General features: G+C 53.7%; 19 protein-coding genes. 9 read left to right on the plus strand and 10 right to left on the minus strand.

Going from position 1 to position 16,188, the window contains the following annotated elements:
• Both ACWIUF_RS12630 and ACWIUF_RS12635 read left to right on the plus strand, forming a co-directional pair.
• A partial coding sequence (locus ACWIUF_RS12630; RefSeq protein ID WP_448572764.1) for a metal-sensing transcriptional repressor occupies nucleotides 1-352 on the plus strand: 352 nt, incomplete at its 5' end.
• Between the two features lie 420 nt (nucleotides 353-772).
• Nucleotides 773-1,378 (plus strand): hypothetical protein, encoded by a 606-nt coding sequence (locus ACWIUF_RS12635; RefSeq protein ID WP_448572765.1) that lies wholly within the window; start codon nucleotides 773-775, stop codon nucleotides 1,376-1,378.
• Nucleotides 1,379-1,606: 228 nt separating this feature from the next.
• On the opposite strand, the gene ACWIUF_RS12640 is transcribed toward ACWIUF_RS12635, so the two are convergent.
• Complete coding sequence (locus ACWIUF_RS12640) at nucleotides 1,607-2,668, minus strand: universal stress protein (RefSeq protein ID WP_448572767.1); 1,062 nt, start codon at nucleotides 2,666-2,668, stop codon at nucleotides 1,607-1,609.
• Between the two features lie 545 nt (nucleotides 2,669-3,213).
• On the opposite strand from ACWIUF_RS12640, the gene ACWIUF_RS12645 reads away from it, so the two are divergent.
• The 4 genes from ACWIUF_RS12645 (at nucleotide 3,214) to ACWIUF_RS12660 (ending at nucleotide 6,228) form a co-directional block, all read left to right on the plus strand.
• Nucleotides 3,214-3,690, plus strand: a complete 477-nt coding sequence (locus tag ACWIUF_RS12645; RefSeq protein ID WP_448572768.1) for a hypothetical protein — start codon at nucleotides 3,214-3,216, stop codon at nucleotides 3,688-3,690.
• A 42-nt stretch (nucleotides 3,691-3,732) separates the two neighbouring features.
• Nucleotides 3,733-4,299, plus strand: a complete 567-nt coding sequence (locus ACWIUF_RS12650) for a sensor histidine kinase (RefSeq protein WP_448572769.1) — start codon at nucleotides 3,733-3,735, stop codon at nucleotides 4,297-4,299.
• Nucleotides 4,300-4,573: 274 nt separating this feature from the next.
• Nucleotides 4,574-4,813, plus strand: coding sequence for a DUF6737 family protein (locus ACWIUF_RS12655; protein WP_448572770.1), 240 nt, complete (start codon nucleotides 4,574-4,576; stop codon nucleotides 4,811-4,813).
• Between the two features lie 83 nt (nucleotides 4,814-4,896).
• On the plus strand, nucleotides 4,897-6,228 hold the full coding sequence (locus tag ACWIUF_RS12660; protein WP_448572772.1) for a TIGR03279 family radical SAM protein: 1,332 nt from the start codon (nucleotides 4,897-4,899) through the stop codon (nucleotides 6,226-6,228).
• 6 nt (nucleotides 6,229-6,234) lie between these two features.
• Here ACWIUF_RS12660 and proC read toward each other — a convergent pair whose 3' ends face one another.
• The 7 genes from proC to der all read right to left on the minus strand — a co-directional run bounded on the left by proC (nucleotide 6,235) and on the right by der (nucleotide 12,640).
• On the minus strand, nucleotides 6,235-7,056 hold the full coding sequence (gene proC, locus ACWIUF_RS12665) for a pyrroline-5-carboxylate reductase (protein ID WP_448572773.1): 822 nt from the start codon (nucleotides 7,054-7,056) through the stop codon (nucleotides 6,235-6,237).
• Between the two features lie 80 nt (nucleotides 7,057-7,136).
• Nucleotides 7,137-7,712 (minus strand): cell division protein SepF, encoded by a 576-nt coding sequence (locus ACWIUF_RS12670; protein ID WP_448572774.1) that lies wholly within the window; start codon nucleotides 7,710-7,712, stop codon nucleotides 7,137-7,139.
• A gap of 666 nt (nucleotides 7,713-8,378) precedes the next feature.
• Nucleotides 8,379-9,065, minus strand: a complete 687-nt coding sequence (locus ACWIUF_RS12675) for a YggS family pyridoxal phosphate-dependent enzyme (protein WP_448572775.1) — start codon at nucleotides 9,063-9,065, stop codon at nucleotides 8,379-8,381.
• A 78-nt stretch (nucleotides 9,066-9,143) separates the two neighbouring features.
• The gene (gene pipX / locus ACWIUF_RS12680) at nucleotides 9,144-9,413 is read right to left on the minus strand and encodes a transcriptional coactivator PipX (protein ID WP_448572776.1); all 270 of its coding nucleotides are present in this window, start codon (nucleotides 9,411-9,413) and stop codon (nucleotides 9,144-9,146) included.
• A 142-nt stretch (nucleotides 9,414-9,555) separates the two neighbouring features.
• Nucleotides 9,556-9,981 carry a holo-ACP synthase gene (locus ACWIUF_RS12685; RefSeq protein WP_448572777.1) on the minus strand — a complete coding sequence of 142 codons (426 nt, stop codon included), beginning with the start codon at nucleotides 9,979-9,981 and terminating at the stop codon, nucleotides 9,556-9,558.
• Between the two features lie 135 nt (nucleotides 9,982-10,116).
• Nucleotides 10,117-11,100 carry an energy-coupling factor transporter transmembrane component T family protein gene (locus ACWIUF_RS12690; RefSeq protein WP_448572778.1) on the minus strand — a complete coding sequence of 328 codons (984 nt, stop codon included), beginning with the start codon at nucleotides 11,098-11,100 and terminating at the stop codon, nucleotides 10,117-10,119.
• 178 nt (nucleotides 11,101-11,278) lie between these two features.
• The gene (gene der, locus ACWIUF_RS12695) at nucleotides 11,279-12,640 is read right to left on the minus strand and encodes a ribosome biogenesis GTPase Der (RefSeq protein ID WP_448572779.1); all 1,362 of its coding nucleotides are present in this window, start codon (nucleotides 12,638-12,640) and stop codon (nucleotides 11,279-11,281) included.
• A 288-nt stretch (nucleotides 12,641-12,928) separates the two neighbouring features.
• On the opposite strand from der, the gene ACWIUF_RS12700 reads away from it, so the two are divergent.
• The gene (locus tag ACWIUF_RS12700) at nucleotides 12,929-13,777 is read left to right on the plus strand and encodes a transporter substrate-binding domain-containing protein (RefSeq protein ID WP_448572780.1); all 849 of its coding nucleotides are present in this window, start codon (nucleotides 12,929-12,931) and stop codon (nucleotides 13,775-13,777) included.
• A gap of 67 nt (nucleotides 13,778-13,844) precedes the next feature.
• Nucleotides 13,845-14,471 (plus strand): DUF4214 domain-containing protein, encoded by a 627-nt coding sequence (locus ACWIUF_RS12705; protein ID WP_448572781.1) that lies wholly within the window; start codon nucleotides 13,845-13,847, stop codon nucleotides 14,469-14,471.
• A 110-nt stretch (nucleotides 14,472-14,581) separates the two neighbouring features.
• Here ACWIUF_RS12705 and ACWIUF_RS12710 read toward each other — a convergent pair whose 3' ends face one another.
• Complete coding sequence (locus tag ACWIUF_RS12710; protein WP_448572782.1) at nucleotides 14,582-15,220, minus strand: peptidoglycan-binding domain-containing protein; 639 nt, start codon at nucleotides 15,218-15,220, stop codon at nucleotides 14,582-14,584.
• A 308-nt stretch (nucleotides 15,221-15,528) separates the two neighbouring features.
• Nucleotides 15,529-15,894: a hypothetical protein gene (locus tag ACWIUF_RS12715; protein ID WP_448572783.1), complete on the minus strand. Its 366-nt coding sequence runs from the start codon at nucleotides 15,892-15,894 to the stop codon at nucleotides 15,529-15,531.
• Here ACWIUF_RS12715 and ACWIUF_RS12720 point away from each other — a divergent pair.
• The gene (locus tag ACWIUF_RS12720; protein WP_448572784.1) at nucleotides 15,889-16,068 is read left to right on the plus strand and encodes a hypothetical protein; all 180 of its coding nucleotides are present in this window, start codon (nucleotides 15,889-15,891) and stop codon (nucleotides 16,066-16,068) included. The two genes, ACWIUF_RS12715 and ACWIUF_RS12720, sit on opposite strands and share 6 nt — an antisense overlap.
• The last annotated feature ends 120 nt before the right edge of the window (nucleotides 16,069-16,188 follow it).

Consider the following 16,188-nt stretch of genomic DNA (forward strand, 5'->3'; position numbering starts at 1 on the left):
TCCCCACCCCGATGACTGGCCACCGGCTGCGGCTGATTTAGCCCCCCACCCCGCCCATACGCATGGGCCAGCCCACGGCCATGTCCATAGCGAGGCATCCTTACGACAGATTGTGAATCGGCTCTCACGGATTGAGGGCCACGTTCGCGGTATTAAGACAATGGTGCAAGAAAGCCGCCCCTGCCCCGATGTCCTGATTCAAATTGCCGCTGTGCGCGGGGCGCTCGATCGCGTGGCCCGCCTGATTTTGGATGAACATCTCACCGAATGTGTGGCCCGTGCGGCCCAGGAAGGCAATATTGAAACCGAACTCCAGGAACTCAAGGCAGCGCTCGATCGCTTTTTACCCTGACTCCCAACGGGGGTGCGGGTGGGGTCACCCTCACAACTGGCCTCTACGGTGATTGTCATACCGGGTCAGTCTAGCGGCAGGTATTGTCTGGCCTAATCTAGCCCCAAGGTTGCTCTGGCGGGTGATCGGCTCGATCCCGCGCCATTGGGTTGCCCAGGGTCAACGCCAGAAGTGGCACTGCTGGCCTACCATGCCCTAGGCTCTCCCGTTAGGGTAAAGATATGGGTTCTGCTAGCAAATGGGTTTTGCCAGCGGAACTGACGCTATTCTCAAGGTCTAAATGGTGCCTCGCAATTCCCGACATGACACAAATCGATCACAATCGATGAAGTCAGATAGGGGATCAATATTGTAGAGTGAAGGTAGCGGAACATTTTGACCTTTGGGAACGACATCATAACCTGGGAGAGGAAAAAAGTCATGTCGAATTCCAAAGTTTCAACTTTTTACTACGATGTGAGGTTAGCCATGAAGAAGGGTTGTTGGAACGCTATCGGGGCGATTGCTGCATTGTCCGCACTAACAGGAACGTCCTTGCTCTTGTCCGCTGATGCCGCTTCGGCTCAAAATGCTGGGATGCGCGGTAGTTACTTTGGGGCAGGGGGGGCAGCCGGTTTGACCAGTGGCGGTGCGCCAGATGGCAATGGGGAAAATGCCAACTTCGGTGGTAACCTCCAGGGCCGGGTCTATATCCCGAATGCACCTATTTCCATGCGGGGAGCGATTATTTTCAGTGATACTGCCAGCCAAATTATGCCGCTGGTGACCTATGATGTTCCCCTCAGCGATCGGGCGAATTTGTATGCTGGAGGTGGGTACTCGTTCTTTGAAACCAATAAGTCGAATCGTCGGCAGCCGACCCCTCTGGGTAATGACGATACGGTTGTCTTAACAACGGGTGTAGAAGCTGCCGTCACGCGGGACATTGTGGTTTACACAGATGCCAAGTATGGTATTGACGCCTACCAATCCAAGGGATCGGGGGGGGCGGTCAGTATTCAATTTGGCGCAGGCTTCCGCTTCTAATTCAGCCAGTGTCGTTAATAGGCGATGGCGATAGCATCTCTGGACCTGCCAGGGGTGCTTTTTCGTCGTTCCAATGAAGCAAGCTTCAGACGGCGTGGCGGTTAGAGGCCAAGCGTAAACTTTGCTTGAGAAGACGGTTATAGCGGTAGTCACGCTCATGAGGATATCGCCAAGGCTGTGATCAACAAGGGGCTGAAGCCCCTTGTCCTAACCTGAATGACACTGGCTCTACCGGGTAGAAATAATATGTAAATCGACATCCGGCAGTAGTCGCATTAAGCGTTGGACGATTGACCCCTTTAAGAAAAGATACCACCGCGATCGCTGCGTCTCACCCAGAACAATTTGGGTAATGTGTTCGTTGCTAGCAACCTGGGCGATCGCCGTGACCACATCCTCCGATTCCATTCGAATAAATTCCCCCTCAAACTCCTGCGTAAGGCGACGGCAAGTTTCCACATGCAGCGCTTCTGGTCTTGATAAAAACTGCTGGGGACTGGCCACAAAGAGCACGAACAGACGGCCATTCATCTGACTCGCAATTCTCGCACCCCGGCGCAACAGTTGTAATGAATTAGGATAGGTGGAAACACAGACAAGTATCCGTTCTTGGATCGTGCAGTAACTTTGGGGGTTGGTATCTCTGCCATTTTCTTCCACATTGTCGGCCACCTCCCGTAATGCCAGTTCCCGTAGGGCAATCAAATTGCGGCGTTGAAAGAAATTTTGTAAGGCTTGATCAATCTTGCTGGGGGCATAGATTTTACCTTCCTCCAAACGCTCCTGTAGCGTTTCGGGAGTGACATCAACGACGACCACCTCATCCGCCTCTTCCAGGAGGCGATCGGGTACCCGCTCTCGCACCACCACACCAGAAATTTTGTGGACCAAATCATTTAAGCTTTCCAGGTGTTGAACATTGAGAGTGGAATAGACATCAATGCCAGCGTTGAGAATCACTTCCACGTCTTGATAGCGCTTTTTTCGTTTTGAGCCAGGGATATTGGTATGGGCCAGTTCATCGATTAATACTAATTGGGGATGGCGATCGCAAATCGCTTCGGTATTCATTTCGGTCAACGATCGCCCCTGCCACACGACCGTTTTTAACGGTACCTGTTCTAATCCCAGGGCTTTTTGGGCCGTGTCTTCGCGACCGTGGGTTTCCAACAGGCCAATCACCACATCAACCCCCTCTGCCTTGAGTTGCTGACCCTCTTCCAACATGCGATAGGTTTTGCCAACCCCAGCCGCCATGCCAATGAAGATTTGGAAAAGCCCTTGTAACATGGAACCCTAACACCTTCAGAATCGAGTCTATCCAGATAGCTCTAGCAGACTGACATATTTAACATGACTGTAGGTTGGCGTCGAGTCTGGAAGACCCAATAGCCTCCCTGGTTTTGTTGGACGCATAGCGTGTTCCCCAGCCTACTCAAGTTAAATGTGCCAGAGTACTGTACTGCAGTACTTCCATCCTTGGTGAGGTACAGACAAGGGGCTTAAGCCCCTTGTTCAAAAGGCTTGACAGTACTTCATTAGCGAGGGAACGGCTGTCGTTTCATCCAGTTTAGGGCTAAAAGCAGATCATTAAAACAAAATTAGTATAATTTATAGCAAGTCATATAGAAGTTTAGACAAATATCTTGAGATTGGTTTATGCATCTATATCTAGAGATATATTTTTTCGTCAACACAGATCTAAACAAGTCTCAATCAACCTTGGAATCAAGCTAAGATTTTAATTCAATGATCTTTACGACTGAAATTATTGCTGCACACTTAAATGATCTTGCTAATAAATGATCTTACTAAAAATATAAGGTTTCCTATTGATGAATTGCAATAAAAATATGATGTATGCCTGGACTAAAATTCATTGGATTCTGATGGGAATATTTATTATGGTTGCGGTGTTGGAATATAGTACGCCTCCGCCCTATGTGTTTGGGTATCTATATGTTGGCGCAATTCTACTATCCAGTTCGCAACTAGGTCGAATCGCCACCCTATGGGTAACAGGACTGGCTGTGGGGTTGACATTTCTCAATTTATGGATTCCCGGCTGGGAACTGATCACTCCCGTTACTGTTGCAAATCGTAGCATTACGATACTGGCTTTAATCATAACTACTGGGTTGAGTGATCGCATTCAACAATATGAATCAACGCTGCTAAAACAACAACTCAAAATTGCTAATGAAGTGCAAATGGCAAAAATTCGTGAGGATTTTATTGCAACTCTTACCCATGATCTAAAAACACCTATTCTCGGTGCGATCGAAACTCTAAATGCTTTTCATTCCGAATAGTTTGGTATCATTACTAATCGGCAAAGACAAGTCATTATGACCATGATGAATAGTCACAAATTAACCTTGCAATTAGTCGAAAGTCTGCTCGATGTTTATCACAACGACATTGAAGGCTTATCGCTGCAACTCCGCTCCACAAATCTGATGATGATCGCCGAAGAGACAATGCTGCAACTGATACCATTGGCGACTTCTCGACAGGTAAATTTGTCCCTTAAACAGGGTAATTCTGACTTTCGACAGGCATATTGGGTTCAGGCTGATACCCTACAGCTTCAACGGGTTTTTAATAATCTGCTTACCAATGCGATTAACCATGCTCCCCGTGGCAGCAAAGTCGAACTTTTAGTCACGATGAAACGTGATACTTGCCAGGTGGAAATTTTGGATGAGGGGCAGGGAATTCAGCCCCGTGAGTTGCCCCATTTATTTGAACGCTTTTATCAAGGGGAGAGCGATCGCCAAGCGAAGGGAACGGGGCTTGGCCTCTACCTCAGCCGTCAGATTATTGAGGCGCATGGCGGTAGAATATGGGCAGAGTCACGATCGCCGCGTGGGGCTATTTTCGCCTTCTGCCTCCACGGTATCCACCCCCCTAGCCCCTAATGTCCTTGGACTCATGCCTGTGGCCCCTATCCGCATTCTCCTCGTTGAAGATGATGAACTGTTTCGCCTGGGGTTGGTAACCCGGTTAACCCAAGAACCTGGGCTACAGGTGGTGGCGGCAGCGGCATAAACTAGCCGTGCGCGATCGCACGCAGGCAGCGATAGTGGCCCTTCAGTATGGGTTAATTACAACCGCGATCGCATCGTCCCAACCGACTGAGAATCATCACCGATCACGCCGACAACACTGATAACATCTTGGAGGTCTAACCCGATGGCCAACCCAAATCCCTGGGCCTATAAACCTTGGTGGTGTCAACCCTGGTCGATCGCGCTGACCGGTATTGGGCTAATTGCAGGTAGTTGGCTGGCACTGCATCGTCTGTGGGTGACCGGGTTGGTGGCCGTGCCCGTGCTCAGTTGGATGGGCTTTTTTCTGCTGATCTGGCCACGGCTAGTGGTGCGATCGTGGTTGGCCTCATCACCCCCAGATACCCCCCTCAGCCAGGACTAGATTACGGGACAATCCCCAACCGGTACGTTTGGATCTACGGTACTTTGAGATCTCTATATATCTATACATAACGACTGCGATCGATGCGTGAAACCTCTATCCGCCCTGCCCTCATTACCCGTGTATTGCCTGGTTCAATTGCCGAAGAAATTGGCTTTGAAGTTGGCGATCGCTTGGTGGCGATTAATGGGCAACGCCCGCGCGATCTGATTGACTATCGTTTTCTCTGTGCAGATGAAATTCTGAACTTAGAAGTTTTAGATACCCAAGGGGAAACCCATACAGTTGAAATTGAAAAGGACTATGATGATGATTTAGGACTGGAGTTTGAGACGGCTCTGTTTGATGGTTTAATCCAGTGTAATAATCGCTGTCCCTTTTGTTTTATTGATCAGCAACCCCCTGGTAAACGGGAAAGTTTATATTACAAAGATGACGACTACCGCCTGAGTTTTCTCTATGGGAGCTATTTAACACTCACCAACTTGAGCGATCGCGAATGGCAACGCATTGAACAGCTACGCCTATCACCACTCTATGTTTCTGTTCATGCCACTGAGCCAGAGGTGCGCATCCGGTTGCTGAAAAATCCCCGTGCTGGCCAAATTCGACAACAATTACAATGGTTCCAGGAACGCGATTTACAAATTCATGCCCAGATCGTCGTTTGTCCGGGGATTAATGATGGTCCCCATTTGGACCAAACCCTACGCGATTTGGCTCAATTCCACCAGGGCAATATCCCCGCTGTCACTTCAGTGGCGGTGGTTCCCGTGGGCCTGACCCGCTTTCGGCCTGACGATGATGAATTGATTGCCGTTAGCCCCACGAAAGCGCAGGAAGTAATCACGCAGGTACAAACCCTACAGGCCCAGTTTCTAAAACAATGGGGGACCCATTTTGCCTGGTTAGCGGATGAATGGTTTTTGATCGCGGGCGTCGATCTCCCCCCGGCGTCGGATTACGAGGATTACCCCCAACTGGACAATGGTGTTGGCTCAATCCGCCAATTTCTCCAGGCATTTGCGCAGGCGGCTCGTCACCTTCCCAAGCAAGTCACACCGCCGCGTCGGCTCACTTGGGTCGTGGGTAATGCCGTGGAGCAAGCGTTTCAGACCATTGTGCTGCGCTTAAACCAAGTGCAGGGACTGACGATCGACCTGGTAGCGCTGCAAAGCCATTACTGGGGCCAAGACATTTCCGTCACGGGGCTACTCACGGGGCAAGATTTGGCCCAAGGTCTCCAGGGGCGAAACTTGGGCGATCGCGTCCTCATCCCCACCGTGATGCTCAAGCATGGGGAAACCTGCTTCCTGGACGACATGACCCTAGCAGAATTGTCCCAGCACCTCAAGGTTGACATGGTACCCGTTACCGGGGTTGAAGGGCTGCTTCAGGCATGTCTTCAATCCTAAGCGAATTCAAGACTGGCCCAATTCCCGCGATCGCCGATAGGCGGCTCGCACGGCTTCAATCAGGGCCGATCGCAATCCCTGCTGCTCCAATTGGGCAATGCCCGCGATCGTCGTTCCCCCCGGACTGGTCACCCGATCTTTCAGTTCGGCGGGGTGCATTCCCGTGGTTTGTAATAATTCAGCCGTTCCCTGCACAGTTTTGAGCGCCAATTGCAGTGCTACCGGTCGGGCCAAACCAGCGGCTACCCCGCCATCGGCCAACGCTTCAATGACAACAGCGACATACCCCGGACCCGAACCCGATAGGGCCGTTACCGCATCCATTGCCGACTCTGGCAATTCAACCACCTCACCCACCGCCCCAAAAATTTGCTGGGCCTGGGCTAACTGTTCCGGTGTCACTAACCCATTGGCGGCGATCGCCGTCATCCCAGCCCCCACGATCGCCGGCGTATTGGGCATCGCGCGAATAATCGCTTGCTGGGGAAAAGCCGCTGCTAAACGCTCAAGGGTCACCCCAGCTAAAATGGAAATAATCAGCAGAGATACCCCCCGTTGAGCTAGGGCATCCCCGATCTCCAATGCAACCTGATCCAGGATTTGCGGTTTGATGGCCAATAACAGCACACCGGGATTGGCCGCAATCACCGAGCGATTGTCCAACGTTGTTTGCACACCATACTGCTGCTGCAAAAACTGACAGCGCTCAGCAGCACGATCACTCACCAACACCTGTGCGGGTGTATATCGTTGACAGCGCAAGAGGCGGGAGATGAGTGCTTCTCCCATCACCCCGCCACCAATTACGCCAAATTGTACGGACGACATATTTATGCAGCGTCAACTCACATCAAAAATTAGCTTCAACGATTTTCCGGTCAATACTCGGTCAGCACTCGGCCAACCGCCTACTGAACCATGCGTACTTGCTCAGCCGTCCAGGCGGGGGCAGGGGTTGCGGGACGCGGACGGGCGGCGGGTTGGGGGGCTTCATGAATCACACCAGCATGGGTACTGACCTGCACACAGTTGGGCGTGAAGAGGAAAATACTTTCACCAATGCGCTCTTGGTGGCCATCAATGGCATAAGTGCCACCCGCCACAAAATCAACAGCCCGCTGGGCCTGATCCGGGTCCATCATCGTTAGGTTCAGGACCACCGTCTTCCGTTCCCGCAGCGCTTGGATCGTCTGTGGCATTTCTTCAAATGATCGCGGTTCCAACACTAAGACTTCCGAAAAACCAGCCGCTCCCGGCATCCCAATGACATTATTCATAGTTGAGTTGATTCCTGATGTTGCGACTCCTGTCCGTTCCCGCATCCGACGAGGGTTCCGAGGTTCCTCTTCCATCATGGGTTGAGGGGCCTCTTCCTGATACAGACCCTGGTAGTCTTCACTACCGAGATCATCATAGTCATACTCGTACTCGGCGGCGTCGCTAAGTCCGACAAAGTCGCGTAATTTTGTGAAAATCGTATTCACAGTCCACACTCCATTCCAACTAACGTTGACTCAAGGAAGACAATTACGATGATCGGGGGAAACAACGAGGCTTTCTAGCAAGAAATCAACGCCGAACCGTTTGGGGCAACTACCCCAGATAAGTCCCTGATCACTGAGCACATTTGCCCACTTTCGGGTACTTACCACTCATCCGTGACCACACTGTATTCCAAATCAGCCAAATTGTAACCCGACTTTCGCAAGAACGCTGCTATCTAGGGAAAAATCTTGCCAGCCCCAACAAGGTCTCTGAACGCTTCAGCTTCACAAGCTTCACAACCGGTTAGTTGACCTAACCCATTGCCTGACCTTAACCTGTCGCTCCCACCAGTAGGGATGGCTTGACTGAAAATCTTCACCCAGCCGCTTCTTGCAAACGCAATCGGCACCAAAGGTGGGATTATCCTACTGACCTTATTCCGAATTTGCAAGGGGGGTAAACCCCTTGACGTAAAACAGTCAAATAAGTTCATAAACTCGTGTTAAGGCAGATCCTTCGAGGCAACTCTAAAGAAAATCTAAAGAAGAATGCATGGGAACCAGCAGCGATACCCATGACAGCACGGCTCCTGTAAATGCCCTGGATTCTGCCTGCAATTGTAAAGGAGTAATCTGAATTCAAAAATTAAGATTTTATTTATAAAATCATGGGGTTCGTGCTCCAAATAAAATCTGTCCTAGGCGGATCATCGTCGCGCCAGCCGCGATCGCCCAGCGGTAGTCGCCGGACATCCCCATTGACAGTTCCTGAAATTGCAGGTGGGACCAGGAGCGCTGCTGGAGATCAGCCGTGAAGGCTTGGGCTTGTTGAAAGGTCTGCGCGATCTCAGGTTCAGTAAGTTCTTGGGGCAGAATGGTCATAATCCCGCGAATTTGCAAATGTGAGCAACGATCGAGGCTGGGTAAGTCGGCTTGCAAGTCGGGCAAGCTCCAACCATATTTAGCCGGATCTGTGCGGAATTTGACTTGGAGGCATAGCTTGGGCGAATAGCCTTGCTGTTGAGCGATGTGGTCCAGTTGTTGAGCCAGCTTGAGGCTATCGATGGCATGAATCCAATGGAAATGCTGCATCGCCTTGGCGGCCTTATTGCTTTGTAAATGACCAATCAGATGCCAGGTGATATCGGCTAGCTCCTTGAGTTCAGTTTGCTTTGCGATAGCCTCCTGTAGCCGACTTTCGCCAAAGTCTCGTACCCCAGCGGCATAGGCAACCCGCATCAACGCGGTAGGGACTGTCTTGGTAACGGCGATTAGCCGCACGGTCGGCGGTAACTCCGCCTGGATTTGGGTGATGCGATCGTGCACCGCTGCTGGTGGCAGAAATTGACTCATGACAGCCCAAGCATGGCGAAACCGTACAAGACCTTAACCCAAAGGACGCCAAATGACCACTAATGCCCCCTGGAGTACCTATTGGAAAGTTTGCTTATGGATAACCTGAAGTTGTTCGAGTTCTTTAGATTTACCCAAGCGGCGCAGTAGGCGCAGGCGACTTTCGACCAGGATGCGGGCATCACTTCTGCCGATCGGATCAAACCGGACACCATCGTTGGCACTGATCACGAGAAAGAACAGGCGCTGGGCATAGAGCGTCGCAAACAGTTCCTGAGTTTCCTCGATTACACAAACTCGGTACAGCAAACCAAAGGTGGGATGGTTGAGATAGATCTCACTACTCATGCCGAGGCACTAACGCGAAGGGGAGCATAAAGGGAGCACAAATACAGAGGAGCATACGGAACTTCTTGATAATACGGGTTGGGGTAAGCGGAGCGCAAATTAACGGGATGATGGGCGTGGGATCGAGATGTCAGCAACGGTTTCATGCGAACGCTACCCATGAGACCTTTCGGGTAGACAAATAAGGATAGCACTGGCGATCGCGTAGTGCCCATCGTGGCTCAAGCTGAGTTGCCACTGGCACGTGGACCAGGGGGGCACCGTTGGGCTGGCGTTGCATCCCAACTTCCCGATAGCCAATGCCCCGCCACCCGGTCCCCAAGGCTTTGACGACGGCTTCCTTCGCCGCCCAGCGAGCCGCTAACCGTTGAATCACGGTTGGGGATGCTTCCAGGGGTATACCTGGGGATGGGTGATCCTGACGATCGCAGTCCGGCGCGATCGTCACCCCACAAACGTGTTGTTCTGAACGGGTATAAATGCGTTGCAAACAGCGATCGCCCAACCGCTGTACCGCATCACGAATGCGGGGAATATAGACCAGATCCGTACCTAATCGAATGTCCAAATTGGATTTCCAAACGGGATAAGCCTAAACCATGCCAGTCCGTTGACGGCTGGATAACCCGGAATGCCAAGCACTCCAGCCATTGTTGCGACCGGTCAGGTGTCGTTGCCCCTGATCGTATCAGGTCTGGTCCCCCTACGAGACGGCCCCACTCAACAGCCGCGCGCCCCAAAGGCACACCAACCCCACGACCGCCCACCAGTCACCTCCTCGTAATCGCGCTTGATGCCATTGCACCCGATGCTGATCGGGGCTGGTAAACCCCCGCACCTTCATCGCGCTGGCGATCTGTTCCGCCCGCAATAGCAAATTTTTCAACAGACGTTCCGCCAGGGTCATCCATAGGTTAATGGCCCGCCGCAGTCCCAATTTTTTCCAGTTGATCGCCCGTGTCCGCACGGCCCGCACGAGGTTCTGGACCTCTTCCAACACGAGCGGGATAAAGCGCAAGGATAGGGTTAGGGTCAGGGCAATTTCCGTGACTGGCCAGTGCAGTCGCCGCAGGGGAGCCATCAGATCCTCCAGACCTGCCGTGATTTCCTCCGGAGCTGTGGTGAGCAGGTAAAGGTTGGTGCTGTAGATCAGGGTAAAAATGAGGGTGCTGACGCGAATCCCTAGGTCAAAGGTACGGCGGGTGACGGTAAAGGGGCCTTGCTGCATCAACACATACCGATAATCCGTCGGCTGGGGGAGTTCCTGGCGGGCCGGTGCGGGACGGGCAGTTGGGGTCGAGCGACAAAAGGGCCTATACCAAGGACAGCGGGGCGGGAGCGGAGGGATCGTGGTTTGTTCCGCCAAATCGAGAGCATTGGCCGGGAGGCGGGGTTGGGAGGTTGTCGCCAGGCCATCAGGGGCGATCGCTGTTAGCACAAACACCAGGGTGGAGAGGGTCAGTAGCCAACCCATTTGCTGCCGCCAGACACGGACCGGAACCCTTGCTAAAAAGGTAATGGCGATTAGTAGCCCCACCAGGAGCAAGCGCCAAGCTGCCGATGCCAGGATGGGGGCCGCCAGGAAGGTCATTAACCAGGCCAGCTTGATTCTAGGGTCAAGGCGGTGGAGCCAGGTAACGGGTTGTTCGAGGTACAGCCCCAAGGGCAGCGATCGCAGCAGATCCATTGGGATATCTATCTATTAAGGGAGATCTCTATTAAACCGTGCCTGGCCGAACCGTTAGCTTTCACCCAAATTCCAAATTCAAAATCCTCGATGGGCGGGTTTACAAGGGGGATCGGTTCCCGCGCGCTCGTTGGGCGCAACCCGCCCCGATCCGCCTCTCGCCTCCTACCTCCCCCAACTACACCCGTGTGGCCCGGTTAACGCCCTCGCGGGCTACATCCCGTTCCCGCTTACCGCGCCAAAGGAGCCGCAGGGGGGTGCCGGTAAAACCTAGGGACTTGCGGAACTGCTGGGTGATGTAGCGACGGTACCCTTCATTAAACCGCTGCGGATCATTAACAAATAATGCGATCGTGGGCGGTTGAGTGCTCACCTGGGTGCCGTAGTAAATTTTACCTTGCCGACCTTGGCGGTTCGTTGGGGGGGTGTGCCAACTCAGGGCTTCTTGCAGGACTTCGTTGATCACGGCGGTTGATACGCGACGCTGGTGCTGCTCGGCAACACGATCGACGGCTTCCAGGACCTTCTCCACCCGTTTGCCGGTTTTGGCGCTGATAAAGACCATCTCAGCCCAGTCGAGGAAATAAAGACGGCTGCGCAGCGATCGCTCATATTCGTAAATGCTGTAGGAATCCTTCTCGACCGCATCCCACTTATTAATAACCAGCACACACCCTCGGCCTTCGTCGGCAATATGGCCCGCTAGCCGTTGGTCCTGTTCCGTGATCCCTTCGAGAACATCGATCACCAGTAACACCACATCCGATCGCTGAATCGCCTTCAGTGCCCGGTTAACGCCAAAAAACTCCGGCCCATACTCCACACTTTTGCGCTTGCGAATGCCGGCGGTATCAATCAGACGGTAGGGTTTGTCTTTATAAGTCACCACCGTATCGATCGCATCGCGGGTGGTCCCGGAAATGGGACTCACGATCGCGCGACTTTCGCCCACGAGGGCATTCAACAGACTGGATTTGCCCGCATTCGGTCGGCCCACGATCGCCACCTTCAATTCCGGGGTGACCGCCACTTCGCTCGGTTCTGGGAGGTAATTCACCAGGGCATCCAATAATTCACCCGTCCCGCTACCGTGGATCGCCGACAAGGGGAACGGCTCGCCCAGACCCAGGTTCCAGAATTCGGCTGCTTGGGCTAAGCCCTGCTCTGGTGACTCACATTTATTCACCGCTAATAACACGGGTACCGTTTGCTGCCGGAGCCAGTCGGCAATTTCCTGATCCGCTGCGGTAACCCCGGCTTGCCCATCTACAACGAAGATCGCGGCGGCGGCTTCCGTCAAGGCCAGCATCGCCTGTTCGCGGATGAGGGGTAAAAATTCCGTATCTTCGTCAAATACCAGCCCCCCCGTATCCACCACAATGAATTCGTGGGCCTGCCAGAAGGCGGGAAGATAGACGCGATCGCGGGTCACCCCTGGTTGGTTATACACAATGGCTTCCCGGCGACCGGCTAAACGGTTGGCGAGGGCAGACTTGCCCACATTCGGGCGACCGACGATCGCAACAACGGGTTGTGGCATAGCTGCTCCTCCTGTTCATATTTAGTCGCTTTAGGGCTTGGGGCGGCATAATCCCAAACCTTCATGGTAACCTTGCCTTGCCCTCATCTGGTGAGTCTTGCCGTTAACAATCTCAAAAAGTAGGTATCTAGTGGTCTATCAAACTTAAGATTCGGCTGCGACTGGCTCAGCCCAAACGGGTTATTTCCCTGGTCAATGCCCACCCTCAAGAGCAAGGATAAGTCCCTGTACAATAGGGCGAAGCAAAACTCAACGCAAACCGATTTCCAGGGATGAGGTCATTACACTATGGTTCAAATGCCCGTAGTTCAAATGCCCGTATTGGCACGCCGGCACTGGCGATTGCGCCTCGCCTGTACTGCGGCAGCAACGGTGGCGACAACCCTAGTCTTGACAGCAACGCAGGGACCAAGTTTGGCCGAAAGGACAGAGGATCGTCTGGCTGCCACCCCCACCCATCAGAAAACCTTAACAATGGGGACTGCTGCTGACTACCCCCCCTTTCAGTTTAGGTTAGACAACTCCGATGAGATTCAGGGGTTTGAAATTGATCTGGCGAATTATATTGCGGCGAAATTGGGCTTTGCCATCCAGCTAGAAGATATGGATTTTGAGGCGCTGCTCCCGGCCCTGCAAGCCCGACAATTGGATTTTGCCCTGGCTGCGATCACGCCTACCCCAGAGCGGGAACAACGGGTTGCCTTTTCCCAAGCCTATTTCACAGCCCATGAGGTGATGGTGACGCCAGCAGGCACTCGTATCGTGGAACCGGGGGAGTTTGCCGGTAAGACCCTTGGGGTGCAATCAGGAACCCTGCAAGCGGCGAAGTTGGCTTCCCTGGCCAAAACCCTGGAAAACCTGCAAGTAAACGCTTTTCAGACGGTTACAGAAATGATGCAGGCGTTGGCGGCGGGCGAGGTGGATGCCGTTGTCCTGGAAGAAAGTGTGGCTAAGCTGTATGTCGCTGGTCACTCAACCCTCCAGATGACCCCCATGCTCGGCGAGGAGCCGGAACCGATCGCGATCGCCTTTCCCCTGGATTCAGCCTATGTGGCCGATTTTAACCGCGTCCTCAGGGAAATGGTGGCTAACGGTGAACTGGATCGGCTCATTAAAAAATGGTTTGAGCAACAGTAGGGGCCATCCTGTCGTCACAACGATGTATGGATACGTTATTGGCAAGTGTAGAAGGGATATACGGACAATGACACTTCGTTTACACCCGGTACTTTGGTTTGGTGGGACGACGGCGATCGCCGTGATCGTGGCGAGTGTTGCCGGGAGTCAACCCGCTGCCGCTCAAAATACGACCATCTGCCAGAGTGTAGATTTCCAGCGCACCCGCTGTTCGATCAATACCCGTCATGGCATTGAATTGGTCGAAGAACTCTCCGATCGCTCCTGCCGTAACCGTTGGAGCTATAACCGCAATCGCAACTATGTTGAAGTTTGGGATGGCTGTCGGGCTTCGTTCCGCGCTAACCGGAGTTCCAGTAACAGCAACAATAATAACCGAGTGGATTACTACGACGATCTCAACCAGATTTATCGTGATGTGTTGGGACGTGACATCGATCGCCGGGGTTACCGGGCCTACTCGGAGCAACTGTCACGGGGCCGCATGACCCTCTCGGATGTGCGCCGGGAAGTTGCCAGTAGTGAAGAAGCTCGACAGGCGATTAACCAGATCTATCGGGAAGTCCTAGGGCGGGATGCCGATGCCCAGGGTTTGCGGACCTATCAGCGTCGGCTGGTCGATGGCTGGACGCTACGGCAGGTGCGGCGCGAGCTGGAAAATAGTGACGAAGCTAGGAAGCGGCGGCGACGGTAGGGAAAGGCGTGGATAGGGAACCACGAAGACACTAAGGGCACAAAGGGGCACGCAGTGCTTGGCGTTGGGCTGGTTTTCGTGGTTCAGGGGTGGGGCCAATATGGGGGTCTTTAGCGGGCGTAGTAGTAGTAGCCGTTGGAGTAAACGATCGGGCGCTGGGTGACGCCACCGGGAGTGGAGGTTCCCATGAAGGGGGTGACCACGTAGTTGTTATTGGGATAGGTCCAATAGGTGCCCGGATTGGGATTGACCCAATAGGTGGGTTGCACGACGACGCCACCGGTATTCCCCGGATAGGGGGAAAGGGGATAGGGACTATAGGTGTAGCCCGTGGGTTGTTGAACAACATAGGGCGTGGCTTGGGGCACCACATAGACAGGCGGACGGACAACGACCACAGGGGGCCGATTGGCAGCGTAGAGGGTGGAAAGGGTTTGGGGTCCCGCAATGCCATCGACGGGTAGCCCGTAGGCCCGTTGGAAGTTGCGCACGGCGGCTTCGGTCTTGCTGCCGTAAAAACCCGTGGCTTGACCTTGGAAAAAGCCTGTATTGCGTAAATTGACCTGAAGGGCGGTTACCTCTGGCCCCCGATTGCCCCGACGCAAGGCCCAAGCGGCTTCGCCCAGCCCAAAGGCAAGCAGCAGGGCTACGGCCAGGATCAGCGATCGTCCCCCCCAGCGCGATCGCACCAGCCTGCTATAGAAGGGTTGCCAATACGCCCAAGCAGAAGGGTAACTAGACGTATGCATTTGGAAGTATCCCCAGTAAATTTCAGTGAATTTCCGTGAAATTAGGTATACCCTTCTCACATTTCGATAGCTGCGGTTCATCAGCCTATTCGCGCACCTAGGTCCAACTTGGCCGCTCCAATCGGGCCGCTCCAATCGGGCCGATCCAATCGGTCAACTTAAAATTGACAGCCTAAAACGGGGCAAGCCAGTGGCCCTGCCCCTAGTATAACGCTCTCCCTATGGCGTGCTGTGATCCGGGTTCTGGAGTTCAGGTTGGGTGCCTCCGAGGCCACACCTGGAACTGGGCAACCACTTCCCTGGGGGGGTTAAGTTCGTCGTGTACTGGCAGGCCCCTCGCGCAATTCAACTTCGGGGGTGACCTCGGTTTTGATCCGCTGCATAAATCCCGCCGCGTTTTGCCGTTGGGGAAAATCACCAATGCGTAGGACGATCTGCCGAATATTTGGGGTTAGGGCGCAGACTTGGGCCGTGGCCCCTGGGGGTAATATCCGATCGATGCGGGGAGCGGCATTAGGGGTGAGCACCACGATCGCGTACTGTCCCGGACGAATGCTCGGGCACGGGGGCACCCGGACACTGGATGCCAATGCCCCTGGGGGTATCCCCATCCAACCCATTAGGAGCAAGAAGCCCGCCAGTTGCCCTTGTTGCCAAAACCTTCCCTGTTGCACAGATCCTCCTTACCGGCGACGGGAGACGGGATCGGTCTTCTCAGCCAAATCCTGCCGTTACCGGGACGCTATACCTGGTTAATTCTGGCTAGTCACGGGACAATCCGGCAAAATTCAGCCAGTCTACCCTGTTCCCCACCCCCCTTCCGGCAAGGGAATGCACGGTATGGGTGAGCGACTAGGCATCGGGGTCAGACTTTTTCAGGCGCTTGCCGCGCTGGGCCAGTTGGCTGAAGTAGTCGTCGCTGGCGGCTTCGGCTGCTGGCGCGATCGCATCGGGGGGGGGTGCAGCGG

It is taken from the genome of Trichothermofontia sp. (assembly GCF_053493415.1).

Coding starts and splice junctions, on each gene's coding strand:
- ACWIUF_RS12635 (WP_448572765.1), top strand. CDS start 773: ATGTCGAATTCCAAAGTTTCAACTTTTTACTACGATGTGAGGTTAGCC.
- ACWIUF_RS12640 (WP_448572767.1), bottom strand. CDS start 2,668: ATGTTACAAGGGCTTTTCCAAATCTTCATTGGCATGGCGGCTGGGGTT.
- ACWIUF_RS12645 (WP_448572768.1), top strand. CDS start 3,214: ATGAATTGCAATAAAAATATGATGTATGCCTGGACTAAAATTCATTGG.
- ACWIUF_RS12650 (WP_448572769.1), top strand. CDS start 3,733: ATGATGAATAGTCACAAATTAACCTTGCAATTAGTCGAAAGTCTGCTC.
- ACWIUF_RS12655 (WP_448572770.1), top strand. CDS start 4,574: ATGGCCAACCCAAATCCCTGGGCCTATAAACCTTGGTGGTGTCAACCC.
- ACWIUF_RS12660 (WP_448572772.1), top strand. CDS start 4,897: ATGCGTGAAACCTCTATCCGCCCTGCCCTCATTACCCGTGTATTGCCT.
- proC (WP_448572773.1), bottom strand. CDS start 7,056: ATGTCGTCCGTACAATTTGGCGTAATTGGTGGCGGGGTGATGGGAGAA.
- ACWIUF_RS12675 (WP_448572775.1), bottom strand. CDS start 9,065: ATGAGTCAATTTCTGCCACCAGCAGCGGTGCACGATCGCATCACCCAA.
- pipX (WP_448572776.1), bottom strand. CDS start 9,413: ATGAGTAGTGAGATCTATCTCAACCATCCCACCTTTGGTTTGCTGTAC.
- ACWIUF_RS12690 (WP_448572778.1), bottom strand. CDS start 11,100: ATGGATCTGCTGCGATCGCTGCCCTTGGGGCTGTACCTCGAACAACCC.
- der (WP_448572779.1), bottom strand. CDS start 12,640: ATGCCACAACCCGTTGTTGCGATCGTCGGTCGCCCGAATGTGGGCAAG.
- ACWIUF_RS12700 (WP_448572780.1), top strand. CDS start 12,929: ATGGTTCAAATGCCCGTAGTTCAAATGCCCGTATTGGCACGCCGGCAC.
- ACWIUF_RS12705 (WP_448572781.1), top strand. CDS start 13,845: ATGACACTTCGTTTACACCCGGTACTTTGGTTTGGTGGGACGACGGCG.
- ACWIUF_RS12710 (WP_448572782.1), bottom strand. CDS start 15,220: ATGCATACGTCTAGTTACCCTTCTGCTTGGGCGTATTGGCAACCCTTC.